The sequence below is a fragment of the Peteryoungia wuzhouensis genome, from assembly GCF_003205195.1.
In the GTDB taxonomy this organism is placed as follows: domain Bacteria; phylum Pseudomonadota; class Alphaproteobacteria; order Rhizobiales; family Rhizobiaceae; genus Allorhizobium; species Allorhizobium wuzhouense.
Genome location: NZ_QJRY01000004.1, coordinates 60,521 through 80,002, shown reverse-complemented (window position 1 = coordinate 80,002; position 19,482 = coordinate 60,521). Strand labels below are relative to the sequence as shown.

General features: G+C 61.8%; 18 protein-coding genes. 9 read left to right on the top strand and 9 right to left on the bottom strand.

What is annotated here, in order from left to right; genetic code table 11:
* Positions 1-47: 47 nt before the first annotated feature.
* Together DMY87_RS11925 and DMY87_RS11920 are read right to left on the bottom strand one after the other, a co-directional pair.
* Entirely contained in the window at positions 48-797 is a 750-nt protein-coding gene (locus tag DMY87_RS11925; RefSeq protein WP_110791581.1) for an N-acyl amino acid synthase FeeM domain-containing protein, read from the bottom strand.
* 161 nt (positions 798-958) lie between these two features.
* Entirely contained in the window at positions 959-3,268 is a 2,310-nt protein-coding gene (locus DMY87_RS11920) for a putative bifunctional diguanylate cyclase/phosphodiesterase (protein ID WP_110791580.1), read from the bottom strand.
* A gap of 362 nt (positions 3,269-3,630) precedes the next feature.
* Here DMY87_RS11920 and DMY87_RS11915 point away from each other — a divergent pair, with 362 nt between their 5' ends.
* Both DMY87_RS11915 and DMY87_RS11910 read left to right on the top strand, forming a co-directional pair.
* Positions 3,631-4,182, top strand: coding sequence for a TRAP transporter small permease subunit (locus tag DMY87_RS11915; RefSeq protein ID WP_110791578.1), 552 nt, complete (start codon positions 3,631-3,633; stop codon positions 4,180-4,182).
* Between the two features lies 1 nt (position 4,183).
* Positions 4,184-6,070, top strand: a complete 1,887-nt coding sequence (locus tag DMY87_RS11910) for a TRAP transporter large permease (protein ID WP_110791577.1) — start codon at positions 4,184-4,186, stop codon at positions 6,068-6,070.
* 112 nt (positions 6,071-6,182) lie between these two features.
* Here DMY87_RS11910 and DMY87_RS11905 read toward each other — a convergent pair whose 3' ends face one another.
* Positions 6,183-7,289 carry a TRAP transporter substrate-binding protein gene (locus DMY87_RS11905; RefSeq protein WP_110791575.1) on the bottom strand — a complete coding sequence of 369 codons (1,107 nt, stop codon included), beginning with the start codon at positions 7,287-7,289 and terminating at the stop codon, positions 6,183-6,185.
* A gap of 260 nt (positions 7,290-7,549) precedes the next feature.
* Between DMY87_RS11905 and DMY87_RS11900 the strand changes: the two genes are divergently transcribed.
* Positions 7,550-8,302, top strand: coding sequence for a gamma-glutamyl-gamma-aminobutyrate hydrolase family protein (locus DMY87_RS11900; RefSeq protein WP_110791574.1), 753 nt, complete (start codon positions 7,550-7,552; stop codon positions 8,300-8,302).
* A gap of 10 nt (positions 8,303-8,312) precedes the next feature.
* Here DMY87_RS11900 and DMY87_RS11895 read toward each other — a convergent pair whose 3' ends face one another.
* The 4 genes from DMY87_RS11895 to DMY87_RS11880 form a co-directional block, all read right to left on the bottom strand.
* Positions 8,313-8,777 carry a hypothetical protein gene (locus tag DMY87_RS11895; protein ID WP_110791572.1) on the bottom strand — a complete coding sequence of 155 codons (465 nt, stop codon included), beginning with the start codon at positions 8,775-8,777 and terminating at the stop codon, positions 8,313-8,315.
* A gap of 88 nt (positions 8,778-8,865) precedes the next feature.
* Entirely contained in the window at positions 8,866-9,831 is a 966-nt protein-coding gene (locus tag DMY87_RS11890; protein ID WP_110791570.1) for a 2-hydroxyacid dehydrogenase, read from the bottom strand.
* Positions 9,832-9,850: 19 nt separating this feature from the next.
* Positions 9,851-10,867 carry a LacI family DNA-binding transcriptional regulator gene (locus DMY87_RS11885; protein ID WP_110791569.1) on the bottom strand — a complete coding sequence of 339 codons (1,017 nt, stop codon included), beginning with the start codon at positions 10,865-10,867 and terminating at the stop codon, positions 9,851-9,853.
* A gap of 76 nt (positions 10,868-10,943) precedes the next feature.
* Positions 10,944-11,501 (bottom strand): MarR family winged helix-turn-helix transcriptional regulator, encoded by a 558-nt coding sequence (locus tag DMY87_RS11880; RefSeq protein WP_110791567.1) that lies wholly within the window; start codon positions 11,499-11,501, stop codon positions 10,944-10,946.
* Positions 11,502-11,603: 102 nt separating this feature from the next.
* Between DMY87_RS11880 and DMY87_RS11875 the strand changes: the two genes are divergently transcribed.
* From DMY87_RS11875 to DMY87_RS11850, 6 genes are all read left to right on the top strand, one after another.
* Positions 11,604-12,395, top strand: a complete 792-nt coding sequence (locus tag DMY87_RS11875) for a creatininase family protein (protein WP_110791565.1) — start codon at positions 11,604-11,606, stop codon at positions 12,393-12,395.
* Positions 12,396-12,454: 59 nt separating this feature from the next.
* On the top strand, positions 12,455-12,727 hold the full coding sequence (locus tag DMY87_RS11870; protein WP_110791564.1) for a type II toxin-antitoxin system Phd/YefM family antitoxin: 273 nt from the start codon (positions 12,455-12,457) through the stop codon (positions 12,725-12,727).
* Positions 12,724-13,137 (top strand): type II toxin-antitoxin system VapC family toxin, encoded by a 414-nt coding sequence (locus tag DMY87_RS11865; RefSeq protein ID WP_110791562.1) that lies wholly within the window; start codon positions 12,724-12,726, stop codon positions 13,135-13,137. The genes DMY87_RS11870 and DMY87_RS11865 overlap by 4 nt, the downstream gene beginning before the upstream one ends.
* Positions 13,138-13,217: 80 nt before the next feature.
* On the top strand, positions 13,218-14,327 hold the full coding sequence (locus DMY87_RS11860; protein ID WP_110791560.1) for a CobW family GTP-binding protein: 1,110 nt from the start codon (positions 13,218-13,220) through the stop codon (positions 14,325-14,327).
* A gap of 68 nt (positions 14,328-14,395) precedes the next feature.
* The gene (locus DMY87_RS11855) at positions 14,396-15,382 is read left to right on the top strand and encodes a WD40 repeat domain-containing protein (protein ID WP_110791559.1); all 987 of its coding nucleotides are present in this window, start codon (positions 14,396-14,398) and stop codon (positions 15,380-15,382) included.
* Positions 15,383-15,687: 305 nt separating this feature from the next.
* A complete protein-coding gene (locus DMY87_RS11850; RefSeq protein WP_110792156.1) occupies positions 15,688-17,535 on the top strand; it encodes a methyl-accepting chemotaxis protein in 1,848 nt (615 codons plus the stop codon).
* A 77-nt stretch (positions 17,536-17,612) separates the two neighbouring features.
* Here the strand turns inward: DMY87_RS11850 and DMY87_RS11845 are convergent, their stop codons facing one another.
* A complete protein-coding gene (locus DMY87_RS11845) occupies positions 17,613-18,245 on the bottom strand; it encodes an outer membrane protein (protein ID WP_110791557.1) in 633 nt (210 codons plus the stop codon).
* Between the two features lie 295 nt (positions 18,246-18,540).
* Complete coding sequence (locus DMY87_RS11840; RefSeq protein ID WP_110791556.1) at positions 18,541-19,239, bottom strand: OmpW/AlkL family protein; 699 nt, start codon at positions 19,237-19,239, stop codon at positions 18,541-18,543.
* Positions 19,240-19,482: the final 243 nt, after the last annotated feature.

Here is a 19,482-nt window from a genome sequence, read left to right as displayed (position 1 = left end):
GCATACACAAAGGTCAGACCGAGCGCAATCGCAACTCGCGACCTGAGTCAATAATCCAGTCCCGCAATTGCGCCGCTGATCTTGCCGTTGGCCACAAGCCGCGCCGATGGCAGGATTGTCAGCGGATCGAACGCGCTGCGCTTATCCTGCCGTCCGAACATCAAGCGCCGCTCGTGAACGCCGGAATCGAAGAACGGATAGCGCCGCAGCAGCTTGTCGCCTGTCGTATGGGTATTCGTTGCCATCAGCGTCAGTTCCAGGCCGTAAATCTCGGTCATGCGCCGATCGACGACGGTCTCGGCATAGAAGACGCGTTTATAGAAAGCGGCGTGGTGCGGCCGCACATGTTGCAACACACGGTCGGCCTTGAAATAGGCGGCCGCCACGATGCTGGGTCGAAGCGTGATATAGGGCAAGACCGGCATTTCGCCCGCCACGTCAGGGTCGACCGCAAAGCGCGCAGGATCAATCAAGGTCAGCCCTGCGTCGAGATAGGCCTCCATGACATCCGGGAAGACCCCGGCCGACTGCGACAGAGTATGCTGCGGCGTCACATGGTGAAGCCGAATCGTGCTGACCAGTTCTTCAAAGTAATAGATGCCGAAGACGAAGGCATGCGGATCGAAGTCGGCATCGTCGATCATGCTGGGAACGGCGACGGGCAGCACATTGGCCGCCTTGTAAGCCTTGTAGCGGAGCTGTTCGATCGCCTCCAGATCTTCACTTGTTTCGACCCGCCGATATTCGACATGGTCGAGATATCGCATCAGTCGTTCTGAAAACCCTTCAAGTTCCATGGCCTCAACTCATTACGCTTCACCGGATTCAAGGGCTATCACGCAACGTTAATCAATATCTCCCCCCAAAATTAACAGATTATTAAGCTTGTTATTTTTAAGGTTAACGTCAAAAGACTGCGCGCCGCGCAGATCTGGTCGCTCCTTTATTACATTCGGAATTACGCGACGGAGGCGCCGCCCGTGCCTTTGCGGCTCTCCACCTCGCGCGCCAGCTCGATGACGGCGGCCGGACTGATCGGCATGGAGAAGACATAGCCCTGGATCAGGTCCGCGCAGTGATGCTTGGACAGAAGTGCCAGCTGCTCGCGGTTTTCCACACCTTCGACGACGATGCTGAGGTCCAGGCCGCGGCTGAGGCTGACGATGCCGCGCAGCAGCTTGAATCGTCGCTGGTTCTCCCCGATGTCGCGCACAAAGGAGCGGTCGATCTTCACCACGTCGATCGGGAGCGTGTCGAGATAGCTGAGGCTAGAGAAGCCGGTCCCGAAATCGTCTATGGCAATGGTGATCCCGAGCGACCGCAGCTCTTCCAGGATCGCACGCGCCGACGACAGTTCCTCGATCAGACTGCTTTCGGTCACTTCCAGATGCAGGCGATTTGCAGAAAAACCAGTCTCGGCAAGGATCGCCTTGACGCTGTCCACGAGGCCGGCTGAGCGCAAATCATGCACAGAGAGATTGACGGAGACCCCGATGCTGGCGGGCCAGATTCGACAGTCGATGCAGGCCTGCCGCAGCACATGGCTGGTGATGGACGAGACGATGCCCATCTCCTCGGCGATCTGGATGAAGATGTTCGGCGCAATCGCGCCCTTCTCCGGATGGTACCAGCGCGCAAGCGCTTCGCAGCATCTCAGTTCACGACCGTCGGGCGTGAACATCGGCTGATAGACCACCGTGATATCGCCATTCTCGACCGCAGCCCGAAGATCCTCCTTCAGGCGCTGGCGCTCGAGATAACGGGCATCCATCTCCTCGACGAAAAGCGTGAACTGCCCCTTCGACCGCGCCTTGGATTCGAACAGCGCGATATCCACCTTGACCGGCCAGTCGTCCATCGACAGCGCTTCGCTGTCGAAGATCGCGGCACCGGCCGAGAAGGACACCGGAAGTCGCAGGCCCTCGACATCGCAAGGGCCGCTGGCCGCCTCATGAACGGCCCGCATCTCGGCCTCAAGGTCCGCCCGGTTGTCGACATTCGGAAAGAACAGCACGAACTGGTCACCGACGAGATGCCCGACAATGGCCTTGCCGGCGACCAGCGCCGTCAGCCTGTTGGCAAGGGCCGTCAGCAGTCGATCGCCGGTCAGGTGCCCCCTGAGATCGTTGACGTGTTTGAAGTCGGCGACATCAAGGATCATGAAGCCGACGGACGCACCGAAGCTGTCCGTCTGGTCCATCCGCTCGCGCACGAGTTCGCCGAAATAGCCGCGCTGAGGCAACCCCGTCAGGGCGTCGTAACGGGCCATGTGCAGGATCTTCCGGTCGGCCCTCACCCGTGCCGTCACATCTTCGAAGATCAGCACGACACCGCCCTCGGCCCGTCGATTGGCCGAGAACTCCAGCACCAGGCCTTCGGAGAAATGCATCTGGGCACGGCTCGAAAGTCCCTGCGTCATCTGTGCAAGCTGCTTTTGCAGGAGGCTCGGCATCGAACCGTCGACAAAGGTGTGGCGCACCCCGTAGCGCAGCACGACGTCGAGATCACATCCGACCAGACGTTGGCGGTCACCCAGATGCAGCAATTCGCAGGCCTTGCGATTGATGACCTCGATCCGGTTGTCCGGATCGAGCATCAACAGCCCATGCGTCATGTTGCTGAGCGCCGTATCGAAACGGTCGGCGATCTTCGCCATCTCGCGCGAGGCGATGACGTTTTCGTACAGGAACTCGCGCACCCCGTTCGCCATCGCCCGCGTGGTGAGGAAGAAGGGGATGAGCATCAGGGACAAAAGCCCCTTGAAAAGGTCCTGCGCCAGGAGGCTGCCAATGACCATCGGGGTGCAGCATGCCAGCGTCTGCAGGTCGACGGCGAGACGCGAGCCGTAGTTGCGCCCGACCACCGAAACCATCGAGCCCATGGTCACGGCAATGCAGGCCAGTTCCGCGAACGTATCGTTGAAGGCAAGCATGGCATAGCCGCTGCCGATGCCCAGGATCGCCGCAGTCGATGCGCCGCCGATCACGTAACGCATCTCCCATCCGGCAATCGCCGCGCGCGTCAGGCTCGACTTGTCGACCTGGTCGAACTGCTTGAAGGAATAGATGCGATAGGCGAAGACCGCCGCAAAGCAGCCGCAGAGAAAGAGATAGAAGGCGGCATTCGTCTGCAGATAGACGACGAGATAGGTGAGGATATGGACGACCATGCCGGTGAACAGGGTCGACCGGTTGCCGAACAGCGAACTGACGAAGGACAGATAGACGTCCGACGGCACATTGAGCTCGCGCCCTTTCTCGGCTCTCATGATCTGCCTCCCGGCAAGGTTGGACGCAAAACGCCAGTCGCCAATCGAAGTTTCAAGGCCCCGTTTCGCTCCGTCCCAAAGTGATCGCGAAAGCCGTGTTCCAAATCGCCACAGTCTTGCCCATGCTTACCTGTCATTAAATGTGCACTGCTTCGAAGCGGGACGCAAACCCGTACACGAGAACCTGTTAAAGTCGGGCAAGCACAACCCGTAAAATTCTCCTGAATTCCGCAGCGACCCTGAGATGTGGCCTACACCGAAAGCCATAGGACTTTCGTCGGCTATGCCCTTCGCAAAAGGGTACTCCAGTTGCACCTAACAGACCCATGCTCTAAGGACGAAAGGACACGGGGAGAAAAACAATGACCGTTTTATTGGCTGTTTCGCGGCTGATCGATGCGATCAACGGCGTCATCGGACGTTCGGTATCCTGGCTGCTCTTGGCTGCAGTTCTGATCAGCGCCGGCAATGCCGTCATCCGCAAGGCATTCGACATATCATCCAACGCCTGGCTGGAATTGCAATGGTATCTGTTTGGCACAGTATTCATGCTGGCCGCCGCCTATGCGTTGCAGCGGAACGAGCACATCCGCATCGACATCCTGTCCAGCAACTGGAGTGCACGCACCCGCAGCTGGATCGATCTCATCCTGCACATCATCTTCCTCGTACCTTTCTCCGGGCTGATGGCCTATCTGGCCTGGCCCTGGTTCTGGCGCTCCTTCTTCAGCGGCGAGATTTCATCGAGCGCCGGCGGTCTGATCATCTGGCCTGCCAAGGCCGCAATCCTGCTCGGCTTTCTGCTGCTGACCGCCCAGGCCTTCTCGGAGATCATCAAGCGCGCAGCCGTTCTGATGGGCATCATCGACGATCCACTGGCAGCCCCTGCCCCATCGGAAAGCGCGGAGGTTTGAGATGATTGACCTGATCGCCCACAACCTCGCCCCGATCATGTTCACCACCGTGATGGCCATGCTTCTGCTTGGTTATCCGGTCGCCTTCACGCTCGCCGCTGGCGGCCTGATCTACTTCGTGCTCGGTGTCGAACTCTCGCATATCTCCTCCGAGATCCGCCTGTTCTGGCCACTTCTGCAATCGCATCCCGAACGCATCTTCGGGATCATGTACAACGACACACTGCTGTCGATCCCCTTCTTCACACTGATGGGCATCATTCTCGAACGATCGCGCATGGCTGAAGACCTGCTCGACACGATCGGGCAATTGTTCGGCCCCGTGCGCGGAGGTCTCGCCTATGCCGTCATTCTGGTCGGCGCCCTGCTTGGCGCCACCACGGGTGTCGTCGCAGCCTCCGTCATGGCCATGGGCCTGATCTCGCTGCCGATCATGCTGCGCTACAAGTACAACGGCCCACTGGTGTCGGGCACCATCGCCGCTTCCGGCACACTGGCCCAGATCGTGCCGCCGTCGCTCGTTCTGATCGTCATGGCCGATCAGCTCGGCCGGTCGGTCGGCGACATGTATGTCGGCGCGCTGTATCCGGCGCTGATGATCATCGCCGCCTACTGCCTCTATATTTTCGTGATCACCATGATCAAGCCGGAATGGGCGCCCGCCCTTCCGCGTGAAGCGCGCACGCTCGGCGATGGCGTCACCTCGCTCTTCATCATGATCGCAATCGGCGTGGCGCTCTACTTCCTCGGCCATGAGCTTCTGTTCACCGGCATCGAGAGCCCGGAATGGCAGATGGTGGCAGCCCTCGCCTTCGGCGTTCTCACCGTCTACATCTGCGCCCTGATCAATCGCGGCATGAACCTCAATGTCATCTCGCGTCTCGCCCAGCAGGTGATCATCGTCATGGTGCCGCCGCTGGCCCTGATCTTCCTCGTGCTCGGCACCATCTTCCTCGGCATCGCCACGCCGACCGAAGGCGGCGCCATGGGGGCTGCCGGCGCCATGATCATCGCGGCTGCCAAGGGCCGCATGTCGATCGGCATCCTGAAGAATGCCCTCGACGCCACGACAAGGCTTTCCGCCTTCGTCATGATGATCCTGATCGGCGCCCGCGTCTTTGGCCTCACCTTCTACGGCATCAATGGCAATGTCTGGATCGAGGACCTGATGCTGGCGCTTCCCGGTGGCGAATACGGCTTCCTGATCGTCGTCACCATCATCGTCTTCATCCTCGGCTGCTTCCTCGATTTCTTCGAGATCGCCTTCATCATGGTGCCGCTGCTGGCCCCCGTCGCCCAGAGCCACGGCATCGACCTCGTCTGGTTCGGCATCATCCTCGGCATCAATCTGCAGACCTCGTTCCTGACCCCGCCCTTCGGCTTCTCGCTCTTCTACCTGCGCTCGGTCGCGCCGGAAGGGCAATGGAAGGACAAGGTGACAGGGGAACTGAGAGACGGCATCAGGACGCTCGATATCTACAAGGGCGTCGTCCCCTTCATCATCATCCAGTTCCTGGCGATCATGGCCGTCATCGCATTCCCCGGGCTGGTGATGCACTACAAGGGAGAAGCGGTCGTCACCGATCCGAACACGATCGAGATCAAGATCCCGGAACAGTCCAACCCCGGTGGCGCAGCCGGCCCGAATTTCGGTCTGCCGCCGATCGGCAGCGAAGGACAGGCACCGGCCGCAGGGCAAGCGCCGACCCTCGGCCTGCCACCGCTGGACTTCGGCGGCGGTGCGGCACCGGCCACCACGCCGGCCCCGCCACCCGCGCTCGGCCTGCCGCCGCTTGAGCTGGGCACGCCACCGGCCGCCCAGCCGGCCACTCCCGCACCGGCCCCTGCGCCCGCGATCGACCTCAGCAAGCCTCCGGTCATCAACTGACAGGCAGTCCAGAGCCCTGCTCAATCGGGCGGGGCTCACAGATGGGCAGACAACAAAAAGCCCTGGTCGAGATCCTCGACCAGGGCTTTTCGCATTCAAAGCGGGCGTCAGCTCAGAGCTTGCCGGCGCGCTGCTGGATCATCATGAAGGTGTCGAAGGTGTATTCGCCGACCTGCGCCCAGAGATAGGCGTCCTTCTTGAAAGCCAGCTGGTCTTCATAGGTCTTCTTGAAGAACGGGCTCTGCGCCGAAAGTTCGGCATAGATCTCGGTCGCTGCCGTGTAGCAGGCTTCCATGATCTCCTGGCTGAACGGACGCAGCACTGTCCCTTCGGAGACCAGCTGCTTGAGCGCGGGCGGGTTCTTGGTATCGTATTTCGCCATCATGTTGGTATTGGCGAAGGCGCAGGCATCGGTCAGTACGGCCTGATAGTGCTTCGGCAGGCTGTTGTACTTTTCCAGGTTGAAGAAGGCATGCACGACCGGGCCGCCTTCCCAGAAACCGGGATAGTAGTAGTACTTCGCCACCTTGTGGAAGCCGAGCTTGGAATCGTCATAGGGGCCGACGAATTCAGCCGCATCGATCGTGCCCTTTTCCAGCGCCGGATAGATGTCGCCACCGGCAAGCTGCTGCGGCACGACGCCGACCTTTTCCAGAACCTTGCCGGCGAGACCGGCAATGCGCATCTTCAGACCCTTGAGGTCATCGACCGTATTGATCTCCTTGCGGAACCAGCCGCCCATCTGCACGCCGGTATTGCCGGCCGGCAGACCGTAGAGGCCCTGGGTTGCATAGAATTCGTTCATCAGCGTATTGCCGTTGCCCTGGTTGAACCAGGCATTCGACATGCGGGCATTGAGACCGAAAGGAAGCGCCGTCCCGATCGCGAAGGTCGGCTCCTTGCCCCAGAAATAATAGGAGGTGGTGTGGGCGGCCTCCACGGTGCCGGCCGAGACGGCATCGACGGCCTGCAGGCCGGGCACGATTTCGCCGGCGGCGAAGACCTGAATGTCGAAATTGCCGTCCGTCGCGGCGCGGACATGCTCGGCAACATCCACGGCGCCGCCGTAGATGGTGTCGAGCGACTTCGGGAACGACGACGTCAGACGCCACGTGACCTTCGGATTTTCCTGGGCAATCGCCGGTGCGGCAAGCACGGCAGATGCGGCAACACCTGCCCCGGTCGCGCCGGCCTTCTTAATGAATGATCTGCGATCCATGTAGTTCCTCCCTGTGAAATTCCCCGGCCGGTGGTGGTCTATGCCCCTCCCGGCACTGACATGTGAGCTAATCATGTTGGACCATCGCTTTCAAGCCAAAGCGCCTTGGTCTTTCGGACTAGACTTTGGTCGAGCATTCGAGACAGGATCGGGCCTGCGCGTGCCATCAGGGCCAGCGCTCCGCATGCCGGCGACGGTCGCGCGTTGACAAGAGTTCGCCGCCGGGCCATCGGATAAAACACCTTTTCGGAGCCTTGAAGATGAAGCCGATCATCGCCATCCCCGCCGATATCCGCCAGTTCGACGGCACCACCTGGCATGCCGTGCAGACCCAATATGTCCGCGCAGCGCTGAAGGCGGCAGATGTCATGTCCTTGCTGATTCCGGCACTCGAGGAGGGCAACGATCCCGATGCCATTCTGGACCGGGTCGATGGCCTCCTGGTGTCCGGCTCGGCGACCAATGTCCACCCGTCGCTTTACGGTGGTGAAGTCCGCGAAAGCGACGGCCCCTTCGATCCCGCCCGCGACGCCACTTCCCTGCCGCTGATCCGCCGCGCCCTCGACCGCGGCATTCCGCTCCTCGCCATCTGCCGGGGCATTCAGGAACTCAATGTCGCGCTGGGCGGCACGCTGGCGACCGAGATCCAGGACCAGCCCGGCATCTGGGACCACCGCAACCCGCTGCAAGCGGACCGCGACGTCAACTATGCCATTCGCCAGGATGTCGTGATTGCGGAAGGGTCCTGCATCGCGCGTTATCTGGGTGCCGGCCGCGTCCCGGTCAATTCGCTGCATCGACAGGCCATCTCGAAGACGGCTCCCCGCTTGCAGGTGGAGGCGCTCGCCGACGATGGCACGGTGGAGGCCGTCTCGGTCATCGACGCCAAGGGCTTCGCCATCGGCGTGCAGTGGCATCCGGAATATTGGGCAGAAAAGGACGGCCCTTCGCGAGCCCTGTTTGAAGCTTTCGGAACCGCAGCCCGCACCTATGCGGCCAGCCGGCAACGCTGAGCCGGCGGTTTCAGGGCACCATCAGCAGCGCGAGATCCGCCTCGGCCGGGTCGGCCACTTCATAGGAAAAGCTCTTTCCCCGGATCAGCGTGAGCACGGGCGCCCCATGCACGGTGGAAAGCGTCACGCTGCCATCTTCGTTCTGCGTCCAGTTGGTGGCCCGCGCGAGACCGGGCCAGACACTCTCGCATTCCGGCGGCGCAAAGAAATCGCGGCTGCGGCTGGTAAGCGTCGCCCCGCGCTCGACAAGGCAGACGGTCTTGCGCGAAAAATTGGACACCGAAAAGACGGCCGGCGGTGAGGCACTTGCCGTCATGACCCCCAGTCTTGCCACCGGAGCGGTGGTTCCGGAGATGATCGGATCAGGCATTTCGTCGAGAGCAATGGGCGCCTGTGCCGTCCAGAAGGAGAGAAGTACGGCACACACGGCCGCCGAACCGGCGGAGATTCCCAGGACCTGGTGATAGGCCTTCATCGAAGCACATCCTCTTGCCTTGAAAGGCTATGACAAGGAGGATGCGCCCCGAAGCTTGCGGAAGGCTGGCGAAACCGGCGCTGCCGCCTCAAGACGCCTGCGGCGTTTCCGGCACCGGCGTGATCGCCTTTCCCGTGTCGAACCAGGACTTCAGATTGTCGACAACCAGATCCGCCATGGCGTTGCGTGTCGGAACCGAAGCCGAGGCGACATGCGGCAGAAGCGAGACGTTTTCGAGTGCGATCAGCTCGCTCGGCACCTGAGGCTCGTCGGCATAGACGTCGAGCCCGGCCGCGGCGATCGTGCCGTCCTCAAGAGCCCGGATGAGGGCCGGCTGATCGACGGTGGAGCCACGGCCGACATTGATCAGCACACCCTGTGCACCGAGCGCCTGCAGCACCTCCGCATTGATCGCCCCCTTCGTCTCCGGCGTCGCCGGCACGATCGAGATCAGCGTATCGACGGCGCGGGCAAGACCAAGAAGGCTGTCGTGATAGGTGAACGGCACATCCGACCGCGGACGACGCGTGTGGTAGCTGATCTCCACCTTGAACGGCACCAGCCGCTCGGCAATCTCAAGCCCAATGCGCCCCAGTCCGTGGATCCCCACGCGACGCCCCTTCAGCGACATCGGCGACAGCGGGAAAGGCCCTTCGGCGGCCCAGCGCCCGGCCCGCAGATAGGTCTCGGCTGCCGGAAACTGCCGCAGCGTGTTGAGAAGCAGCGCGATGGTCGTATCCGCCACTTCGTCATTGAGCACGTCTGGCGTGTTGCTGACGACGACACCACGGGAGGCTGCGGCCTTCACATCGACGCCGTCATAACCGACGCCGAAGCTGCCGATCATCTCAAGATTGGGCAAGGCCGCAATCAGCGAAGCCGGAAAACGGCCCGAAACCGCAGCTCCACGCACGCTTCTGCGTTCCTCCTCGGTCAAGCTCTCGACCGCCTCGGCACTGTCGATCTCGACCAGAGCGAAATCCTCTGCGAGACGGGCCCGCACACGCGCATGAATACGCCCCGGAATAAGGACGGCGATGCGTTCCGATGACATGGGATACTCTCCTTGGGCTCTAGCGGCGGATCGGACCAGTCGACTGGCGGATCCGCATCTCCGGCTTGATCAGGTGGATGCCGTCAGGCTCGTGGCTTCCCGCGAGCTTGTCGAGAAGCGCGCGAGCCGCAAGGCGCCCCACCTCGGCCTGGCCATTCCAAACGGTGGTCAGCGACGGCGTCGCGATCGAGGCCTCTTCCAGGTCATCATAGCCGGTGACGGAGATATCCTGGCCGGGGATCAGTCCGGCACGGGCGATCCCGTTCATCAGGCCGATGGCGACCAGATCGTTCCAGCAGACGGCAGCCGTCGGCTTCTGCGGCAGCGACAGGAAGTTGACGGCAGCCTCGAACCCGCCCTGCTTGGTGCGGGGTCCGGGAATGCGAAGACCGGGATCGACTTCGATGCCGGCCTTGCGCAGCGCATTCACATAACCCTGGTAGCGGTCACGGCCCGTGGAGGTCTGGTCCGTGCCGCCGATCATCGCAATCGAGCGATGGCCGAGACCGATCAGGTGGTTGGTCGCGAGCGAAATGCCATAGCTGTCGTCGCCGCGATAGATCGGCACGTCGACGCCTTCCATCGAGCGCGCCACGAAGATCGCCGGCATGCCGTTGTTTTCCGCCAGCGCCACGTCTTCCGCCGGCGTGCCGATGGCCGGCGACATGATGACCCCGTCACCGCCGAGCTGCAGCAGCGTCTCGACGAACATGCGCTGCTTGTCGACGCTGTCATAGTGGTTGGACAGGATGAAGGTGTGGCGGCTGCGATCGAGCTCGGTCTCGATGGCTTTGAGGATCTCGCCGTAGAACGGGTTCATGATGTCGTGCACGACGACACCGATGATGCCGGACCGGGATGTGCGAAGGCTCGCAGCGCGGCGATTGTAGATATAGCCAAGCAGCCGGGCCTGTTCCTTGATCTTCTCGCGCGTATCGACGGCGACGAGCGGACTATCCCGGAGGGCCAGCGAGATCGTGGCCGTCGACAGACCAAGCGACTCGGCAATGGTCGAAAGCTTCACCTTTTGCGCCACGTTTCCTCCCTCGCAGCAGATCGGCAGGCGTCCCGGCGCCCTTAAATGTTTTAATTAAACAATTTAATGAGGCTTTTCAATCGTCTTCATCGAGGTCGTCCGCACCACGGGAGGCCGAGCCTTTCCCGGACAGATTTCCCTCGACGGCCGCCAGCAGCTTGACCAGCGTCCGCAACTCCTTGTTCGACAGCCCGAGCGTGGCTTCACGCTCGCAGTCGGCGGTCGCACCGACGATGCGATCGACGCTGTTGCGCCCCTCTTCGGTCAGGAACACCTTGGTCAGCCGCGCATCCCGGTCATCGGCCCGGCGGAACACGAAGCCTTGCGCTTCCATGCGTCCGATGGTGCGGGTCATGGTCGGCGCCTTCACGCCGAGGCGCTGCGCCAGCGCACCGGGGGTCAGCCCGTCATCGGCCGACAGCAGCTGGATAACCCCATCCTGGCCCGGATAAAGTCCGCTTTCGGCAAGGCCGTGCGACAGGCGCGTGCGCATGGCGCGTGCCACCTGGGTCACGGAATTGGCAAGCGTGCCCGGAGCGGCAGGCTCCTTTTTCTTGGCGCCCTTTTTCCGTTCGGCCTTGTCGGACCGGTCCTTGTCGCCCCGCTCCTTGTCGACCTTGTCCTTTTTCGCCATTACTCTCCCCGCCTCACACAGATCAGGCACTGTCGGCGCAACGGCCGAGAACCCATCAAAACGTGGTGGGCAGTCTTAACGAACTTCAGGAGGGGATGCCAGATGGCGAGACCGGCACCTTGGTACAAGGATAACGATCCGTCCCTCACCCTGGCAGATCGCACCGGCTGGATCGCGATCCTGCCATTGGGCGCGCACGAACAGCACGGCCCCCATTTGCCCTTCGAGACAGACACCCTGATTGCAAAGGGCATCGCCGAGCGACTGGCCGCCGCCTTGCCGGACACGTTGCCCGCCACCATCCTGCCGGTGGAACCGATCGGCTATTCCATCGAGCACATGGACGTCGAAGGCACCCGCACACTCGGCTTTGACGAAGCCGTGCATCGCTGGCTCTCCATTGCCGAAGAGCTCAACCGCACCGGCATCCGCAAGCTCGTCCTTCTCAACGCCCATGGCGGCAATTCCCCTTTGCTGACGATCGTCGCCACCGAAGCCCGTGTCCGGTTCAACATGCTGGTCGTCGCCACCAGCTGGACCCGCTTCGGCCAGCCGGACGGCTGGATCAGGCCGCAAGACAAGGCGATCGACATCCATGGCGGCGATATCGAGACTTCGGCGATGCTGGCGCTTGCCCCAGAATATGTCGACATGACCAAGGCCCGCCCCTTCCCCTCGCGGCAATCCGAGTTTGCCGTCCTCTTCAAACACCTGCGCGCCTATGGCCCCCACGCCTTCGGCTGGAAGATGTCCGACCTCAACCCGGACGGTGTCGCCGGTGACGCATCGGCGGCAACGGCGGAGCGGGGGGAACGGCTGGTTGCACACGCCGTGGCCGGAATCCTGGAGCTTCTGGAAGACGTGCATGGGTTTGACGCCACAACATTGGCGTGAGCTTGCGGACATCAGGTGTTGGGCGCATATTGAAAGCGAAGAGATCGCGAGTAAGAAGCATGCGTGTTTCCATGGAACAAGCAGGCGACCAGTTCGAGGAACTTGTGGAGCGAGCCGAACGCGGAGAGCCCGTCATCATCACCCGCAATGGGCAGGATGCGGCCGTGTTGCGGGCGGTCGAAGCGACCGACCACCGTCCCGAACTCACCCTTGAGGAACGACGGGCAATCATCAAAGAAATCATGGCCAGGGCCCCTCCACCGGTTCCAGGTGAGCCGCTAGCCGACAGAAGCCACGACTTTCTGTATGACGAAAACGGTCTTCCGGTGTGATCGCGCTCGACACATCTGCCCTGATTGCCATCATCAAAAATGAACCGACTGGCCGTGCCTGTGCGGCAGTTCTGGCAATCCCGAATAGGCGCCTGCTGTTGTCAGCTGGCACGCTGCTAGAACTCAAAATCGTCGCCCTTCAGAAGAAGTGCTCTGACCAATTGTCGCAATTGATTGCTTCCCTCAATTTCGAGATTGTCGATCTCACGCAGGCACGCGCCGAACGCGCCGCCGCAGCCTATCAGCGCTTCGGCAAAGGCTTTCACCCTGCCGCGCTCAACTTCGGCGACTGCTTCTCCTATGCCACGGCGCAAGAGTTCGACTGCCCGCTCCTTTATGTCGGTGACGACTTCGCCCGCGCAGATGTGCGCTCGACACTCGACGTCCCCCGTCAGGACGAAAGCCTTTGAACTGCTGCAATGGAACGCCTATATGGGGGTAACATCATTACAGCCGCATCGCCCGGCGCCCCCTGACATCAGAGGCTTTCATGACCGAAGCATCCGCGAAACCGACACCCGTCACCGTGCTCACAGGCTATCTCGGCGCCGGCAAGACGACGCTGCTCAATCGCATTCTCTCCGAGAGCCATGGCAAGAAATACGCCGTCATCGTCAACGAATTCGGTGAGATCGGCATCGACAACGACCTCATCGTCGAGTCGGATGAAGAAATCTACGAAATGAACAATGGCTGCGTCTGCTGCACGGTGCGCGGCGACCTGATCCGGGTCGTGGAAGGCCTGATGCGCCGTCCCGGCCGCTTCGATGGCATCATCGTCGAGACCACGGGCCTTGCCGATCCTGTTCCCGTCGCCCAGACCTTCTTCATGGACGACGATGTCCGCGCCAAGACCGAGCTCGACGCCGTCGTCGCCCTGGTCGACGCCAAGCACCTGCCGCTCCGCCTGAAGGACAGCCGCGAAGCCGAAGACCAGATCGCCTTCGCCGATGTCGTCGTGATCAACAAGACGGACCTCGTCAGCCATGACGAACTTCATCAGATCGAGCACATCGTCCGCGCCATCAACCCGTCGGCCCGCATCTATTCGACCACCCGCTCAGGCGTCGACCTCGCCAAGGTGCTGAACCAGGGTGCGTTCAATCTCGAGCGCGCGCTGGAAAACGATCCGCACTTCCTCGACCATGACGACCCGGACCATGTCTGCGGCCCGGATTGCGACCATGATCACCACCACCACGGCCATGACGACCATCATGACCATGATCACGGGCACGACCATCATCATCACGATCATGGCCACCATCATCATGACCACGCCCCCTCGGCGATCCACGATGTGACGGTGACCTCGGTCTCGCTGCGCGGCGGCGAGATGAACCCGGACCGCTTCTTCCCCTGGATCCAGAAGGTGACCCAGACCCAAGGGCCGAACATCCTGCGCCTGAAGGGCATCATCGCCTTCAAGGGCGACGAGGAACGTTATGTTGTTCAGGGCGTGCACATGATCGTCGAGGGCGATCACCAGCGCCCGTGGAAGGATGGCGAGAAGCGCGAAAGCCGCCTGGTCTTCATCGGCCGCGAACTCGACCGCGAAAAGCTTGAAGCGAGCTTCAAGGCCTGTGAAGCCACAGCCTGAACCGTCTGAGCGGGGCGTGCTCTACGCCCCTCACCGCTTGAACTCTGCCTGAAAGAAAGCCTGTCCGTATGCCCACTGTCGCACCGCTCGATATCGAAGGCCACGTTGTCTCGACCCACTTTCTCGGTGACATCCCGGTCTTCGCCGCCGCGAGCGGTGCCATTCACCGGTTGGATGGCGGCGAGAAGGTGACCGAGGCCAATGCCGGCCTGCTGACCTGCGTCAAGGATGCAGCGAGCCAGACCCTGCTGACGGGCGGCGAAGACGGCCGCGTGCTGCGCATCGCGCATGACGGGACCGTCACGGAACTGGCCCATGTTCCACGCAAATGGATTTCGGTCGTGGCCCCCGGCCCGCAGGGCGCGGTCGCCTATGCTGTCGGCAAGTCGGCCTTTGTGCGTCTCGCCGATGGCACGACCAGGGAATTCACGGAAGAGCGCACCGTCGAGGCCATCGATTTTGCACCCAAGGGCCTGCGTATCGCAGTCGCCCGCTACAACGGCGTCACCCTGCATTGGGTGGGCACCGCAGGCGCTCCGGTCGATCTCGAATGGAAGGGTGCCCATACCGGCGTCACCTTCTCGCCCGATGGCCGTTTCGTCGTCACCATGATGCAGGAATCGGCGCTGCACGGCTGGAAGCTGGACGGCAAGGGCTCGGACACCCGCCACATGCGCATGACCGGCTATCCGGCCAAGGTGAAATCCCTCTCCTGGTCGCCCAAGGGCAAGTGGCTCGCCTCGTCAGGCGCGCCCGCCGCCATTGTCTGGCCCTTTGCCGGCAAGGACGGCCCGATGGGCAAGGCACCGCTGGAACTCGGCACACGCGCCAACATCATGGTCACCTGCGTCTCCTTCCACCCCGCCGAAGAGGTTCTCGCAATCGGCTTCATCGATGGCATGATCCTCGCGGTCCGCATCGCCGATGGCAAGGAAGCCCTGCTCCGCCGTCCCGGCAAGGGTGCCGTCACGGCCATGGCCTGGAGTTCGAGCGGAAAACTGCTGGCTTTCGGTTCGGAAGCGGGAGACTGCGGCGTCATCGACATCGCCGGCTGATTGCGCCGCAAAGCCCTGTCACGGCTTGAAATTGCGTGTATTTTCGGTGGTTTTTAGCCAAGGGTAGCAAAATTGGCTAAAATTCGCATATTGGCGTTTATCGATCACTTACCTTAACTGTGCGGTAGTAATTGCATCCCTAATTTCAGGGAGGCGAACAAGAGACATAAAGCCGTGTTTCGCCAGCAGTGGGAATTATTCCTTTTACTTTGCGTTTGAACCAGATCAACGACGGCAGGCCTCGCCTTCGGCGCGCAGACGCGTGCGTGCCGGCTGGCCTTGTCGGCCTCGCCAATGGACCGCCCATGAATCTCAATCTCAAAATCGTCGTCACGGCAGCGGGCCTTGCCCTCGCGGCCGGCATCGTCGCGGTCGCGGGGATTGGAGCCCAGACCTTGCAGACGCTGAAGGTCAACGGCCCGATCTACAAACAGATCGTCGATGGCAAGGATCTGATCGCCGACATCCTGCCGCCGCCGCTCTATCTGATCGAATCCTACGCCCTCGCCAACGAAACCGTGCTGCATCCGGACACGGCCGGCGTCAACGTTCCGCGCTTCGACGCCCTGCAGAAGGCCTATGACGAGCGCCGGGAATACTGGAAGAGCTCGACGCTGCCCGACAATCTGCGCGATCAGCTCTACAACAAGGTGCTGACCAAGGGCGATGTCTACTGGAGCACGCTGCGCAACGACTACCTGCCCGCTTTGCAGGCCGGCGATGAAAGCGCTATCAGGCCGGCCCTGCTCAAGTTGAAAACCGAGTTCCACGATCACGAAGTCTCGGTGAACGAACTCGTGGCCATGGCAACGGAATATCTGGTCGGTCGCGAAAAATTCGCCGCGGAGGAATCGGCGAGCCGGGAATCGCTGCAGTTGATGCTCGGCATTCTCCTGATCAGCACGGCCCTCGGCACGGTCTTTTTCATCCATCGCCGTGCTCTGAAGCCGCTTGGTGAAATCACCGACTACATGACGCGTATGGCGGGTGGCGACCTCCAGACGGCCGTGCCGCATGCGCGACGCAAGGACGAGATCGGCCATATCGCGACCGCCGTCGAAGTCTTTCGCCAGGCGGGCCTGGAAAATCAGCGCCTGCAGGCCGAGACCGAATCCGCCCGTTCCGAGGTCGATCGCCAGCGCGCAGCGCGCGATCAGGATCGCATGATCGAGGCGGAAGCACTCAGGTTCGTCATCGAGGCACTGGGTGCCGGCCTCCATCGTCTGGCCGAATGCAACATCCGCATCACCCTGGACGAAGCCTTCGACGCAAGGTTCGAACCGCTGCGCCAGGACTTCAACCATTCGATCGCCACCTTCCAGACCACCCTCGAAAAGGTCCTGGAGGAGACGCGCCGGCTGCTCGAAAACAGCCAGGAAATGCGTGACGCATCCGGCAATCTCGCCACCCGCACCGAACAGCAGGCCGCAGCCCTCGAGCAGACCTCGGCAGCGCTCGAACAGGTAACGAAGACCGTCCGCTCCTCGGCCGAACGCACGCATGACACCCGCGAACTGGTCCGCGAGGCGAAGAACTGTGCGGAAGCCTCCGGTGCGGTGGTCAGCTCGGCCGTGTCGGCCATGCAGCGCATCGAGACCGCCTCCTCCGAGATCGGCCAGATCATCGGCGTCATCGACGAAATCGCCTTCCAGACCAACCTGCTCGCGCTCAACGCAGGCGTCGAGGCAGCGCGCGCCGGCGATGCCGGCAAGGGTTTTGCCGTCGTGGCACAGGAAGTCCGGGAGCTGGCGCAGCGCTCGGCCAATGCCGCGCGCGACATCAAGGGATTGATCCAGAAATCGAGTGTCGAGGTATCGTCCGGCGTGCAGCTGGTCGGCGAGACGGGCACGGCCCTGACGCAGATCGGCGACTATGTCAGCCGCATCGACACGAATGTCGACGCAATCGCCATCGCCGCGCGCGAACAGGCTGTCGGACTCCAGGAAATCAGCACCGCGATCAACAGCCTCGACCAGATGACGCAGCAGAACGCCGCCATGGTCGAAGAGACGACGGCAATCAGCCACACGCTGGCGGAAGGGGCGGTGCAGCTCACATCGCTGGTCAACCGGTTCCAGCTCAACCGCCGCAGCGTCTCCCGCGAAGGCATGGCGTCACAGGCGCGTATCCACGACGCATCCTCCGCCGCCTGATCGCTCGGAAGACAGGAAAAACGCAAAACGCCCGGCCATCCGCAAGGAAGGCCGGGCGTTTCACATGATCAGGTCGATCAGAACTTGACGGCGAGGCCGACGTTCACGACGTGCTGGTCGAACTTGACATCCGTGCCGCCGAGGTTGCCGCTGCCGAAGTCGTTGTAACGATATTCGAGGCGGGTGAACACGCGGTCGGTGAGAGCGTAGTCAACGCCACCGCCGATGGTCCAGCCATGCAGCGTGTCGTCGAAGCTGCCGCCAGGGCCGTCAGACTTGATGTTCGTGCCGGTGTAACCACCAGCTGCGAACAGCAGGGCGCGGTCCATAGCGTAACCGACGCGAGCACGAGCCGACCAGTTCAGGCCGCTCTTGATGTCAGTTGCGAAGACGGTTTCTTCGTTCCAGTCGTAGTTCAGGTCGCCTTCAACACCAACAACGAGCTGGTTGCCGAGGTCCCAGTTGTAGCCGGCGAAGCCGCCGAAGCGTGCGCCGTCAAAGCTTTCGGTGCCAGCGACACCGCTGAGTTCGCCGTCGCCCCAGCCGTAGCCAGTCAGAATACCGGCATAGCCACCAGCCCACGAAAACTGCGGTGCAGCTTCAACAGCAACCGGCGGCTCTGCGGGAGCTTCGTAGATTGCATCCGCTGCGAAGGCCGAGGTCGAAATTGCCACAGCTGCGGCAGATCCGAGAAGGAAGGTTTTGAACATATGAGTCACTCCTGTTTACAAGGTCGCTTATATCACCATCCTGAGATTGTTTGTGTATTAATTATACAACACAACAAAACAAACCCTGCTGGTGCGTGAGTTCCCGCCCGCGCGATGGACTCGCCGGACCCAGCCGCAAAAGTCCCCAAGCGTTAGATGGTTCCCAACTTGGACCGAAAAATGTTCGTGACGCACACAAGACTGTGAGGCGTGGCGAAATGGCCACGATTTCGCGCAAGAAAAAAGGGGCGATCACCGCTGTGATCGCCCCCCGCAACTGCGCAAAAATACAATGTCAGAACCGGTAGGTCACGCCGGCACCGACCAGCCACGGATCGAGCTTGGCCTTGCCGGTATAGGTCGTGCCGCCGATGGTGGTCTCGAAGTCGGGGCGCAGGAACAGCTTCTTGACGTCGAAGTTCACGCCCCAGTGCTCGTTGATCATGTAGTCGGCACCAATCTGCAGCGCGGCGCCGAAGCTGTCCTTCACGTCGAGCGCGCTCGCCGTGTCGCCGGACTGCTTGTAGAACATCGTGTAGTTCACGCCGGCACCGACATAGGGCTTGAAGGCACCAAAATCGGTGAAGTGATACTGCAGCGTCAGGGTCGGCGGCAGCACCCAGGTCTTGCCGATCTTGCCGAGCCCGGCGATGGTGCCCTCGCCATAGACATTCGCATAGGTCGTTCCGAGGATCAGCTCGGCGGCGATATTGTCGGTCAGGTAGTAGCTGATATCGAGTTCGGGAATGACGGTGTTGCTGTAGGACAGATCCGAACCGCCGATCTGGTCGACCGAACCGGAATCATTGGTGATGACGCCGAGGCCGCGCACGCGAACCTGCCAGGGGCTCAACGCCTGGATCGCATCGGCCGTCGCCTGGGGCACCGGGTCCTGCGCGGGCGCGAGATCCGCAGCCATGGCCGCCGGAGCGACGAGCATCAACAGGGTGGTGGTGGCAAGCGCGCGATCGCGCAGGGTCCGGGCGGCAGTCATGGGTCTCTCTCCTTGAACATCTGTTTTGGCAAAGCCACCCGCAGGTAAAGGCTGGACCACCCCAATCGGATTGAGCCAGATCAATAGGTTAGCAATATCGAACGGAGAAATGTCCGCGCGAGCGGAGTGTGACTGAAAAACCACGGCCAGGATTGACGATTGGGAAAACGGCGCACGGACTTCAGGCGACGGAGTTCGCGCCCGCACACCAAACAGAAGCCCTGCCCCGTCATGGACGGAGGC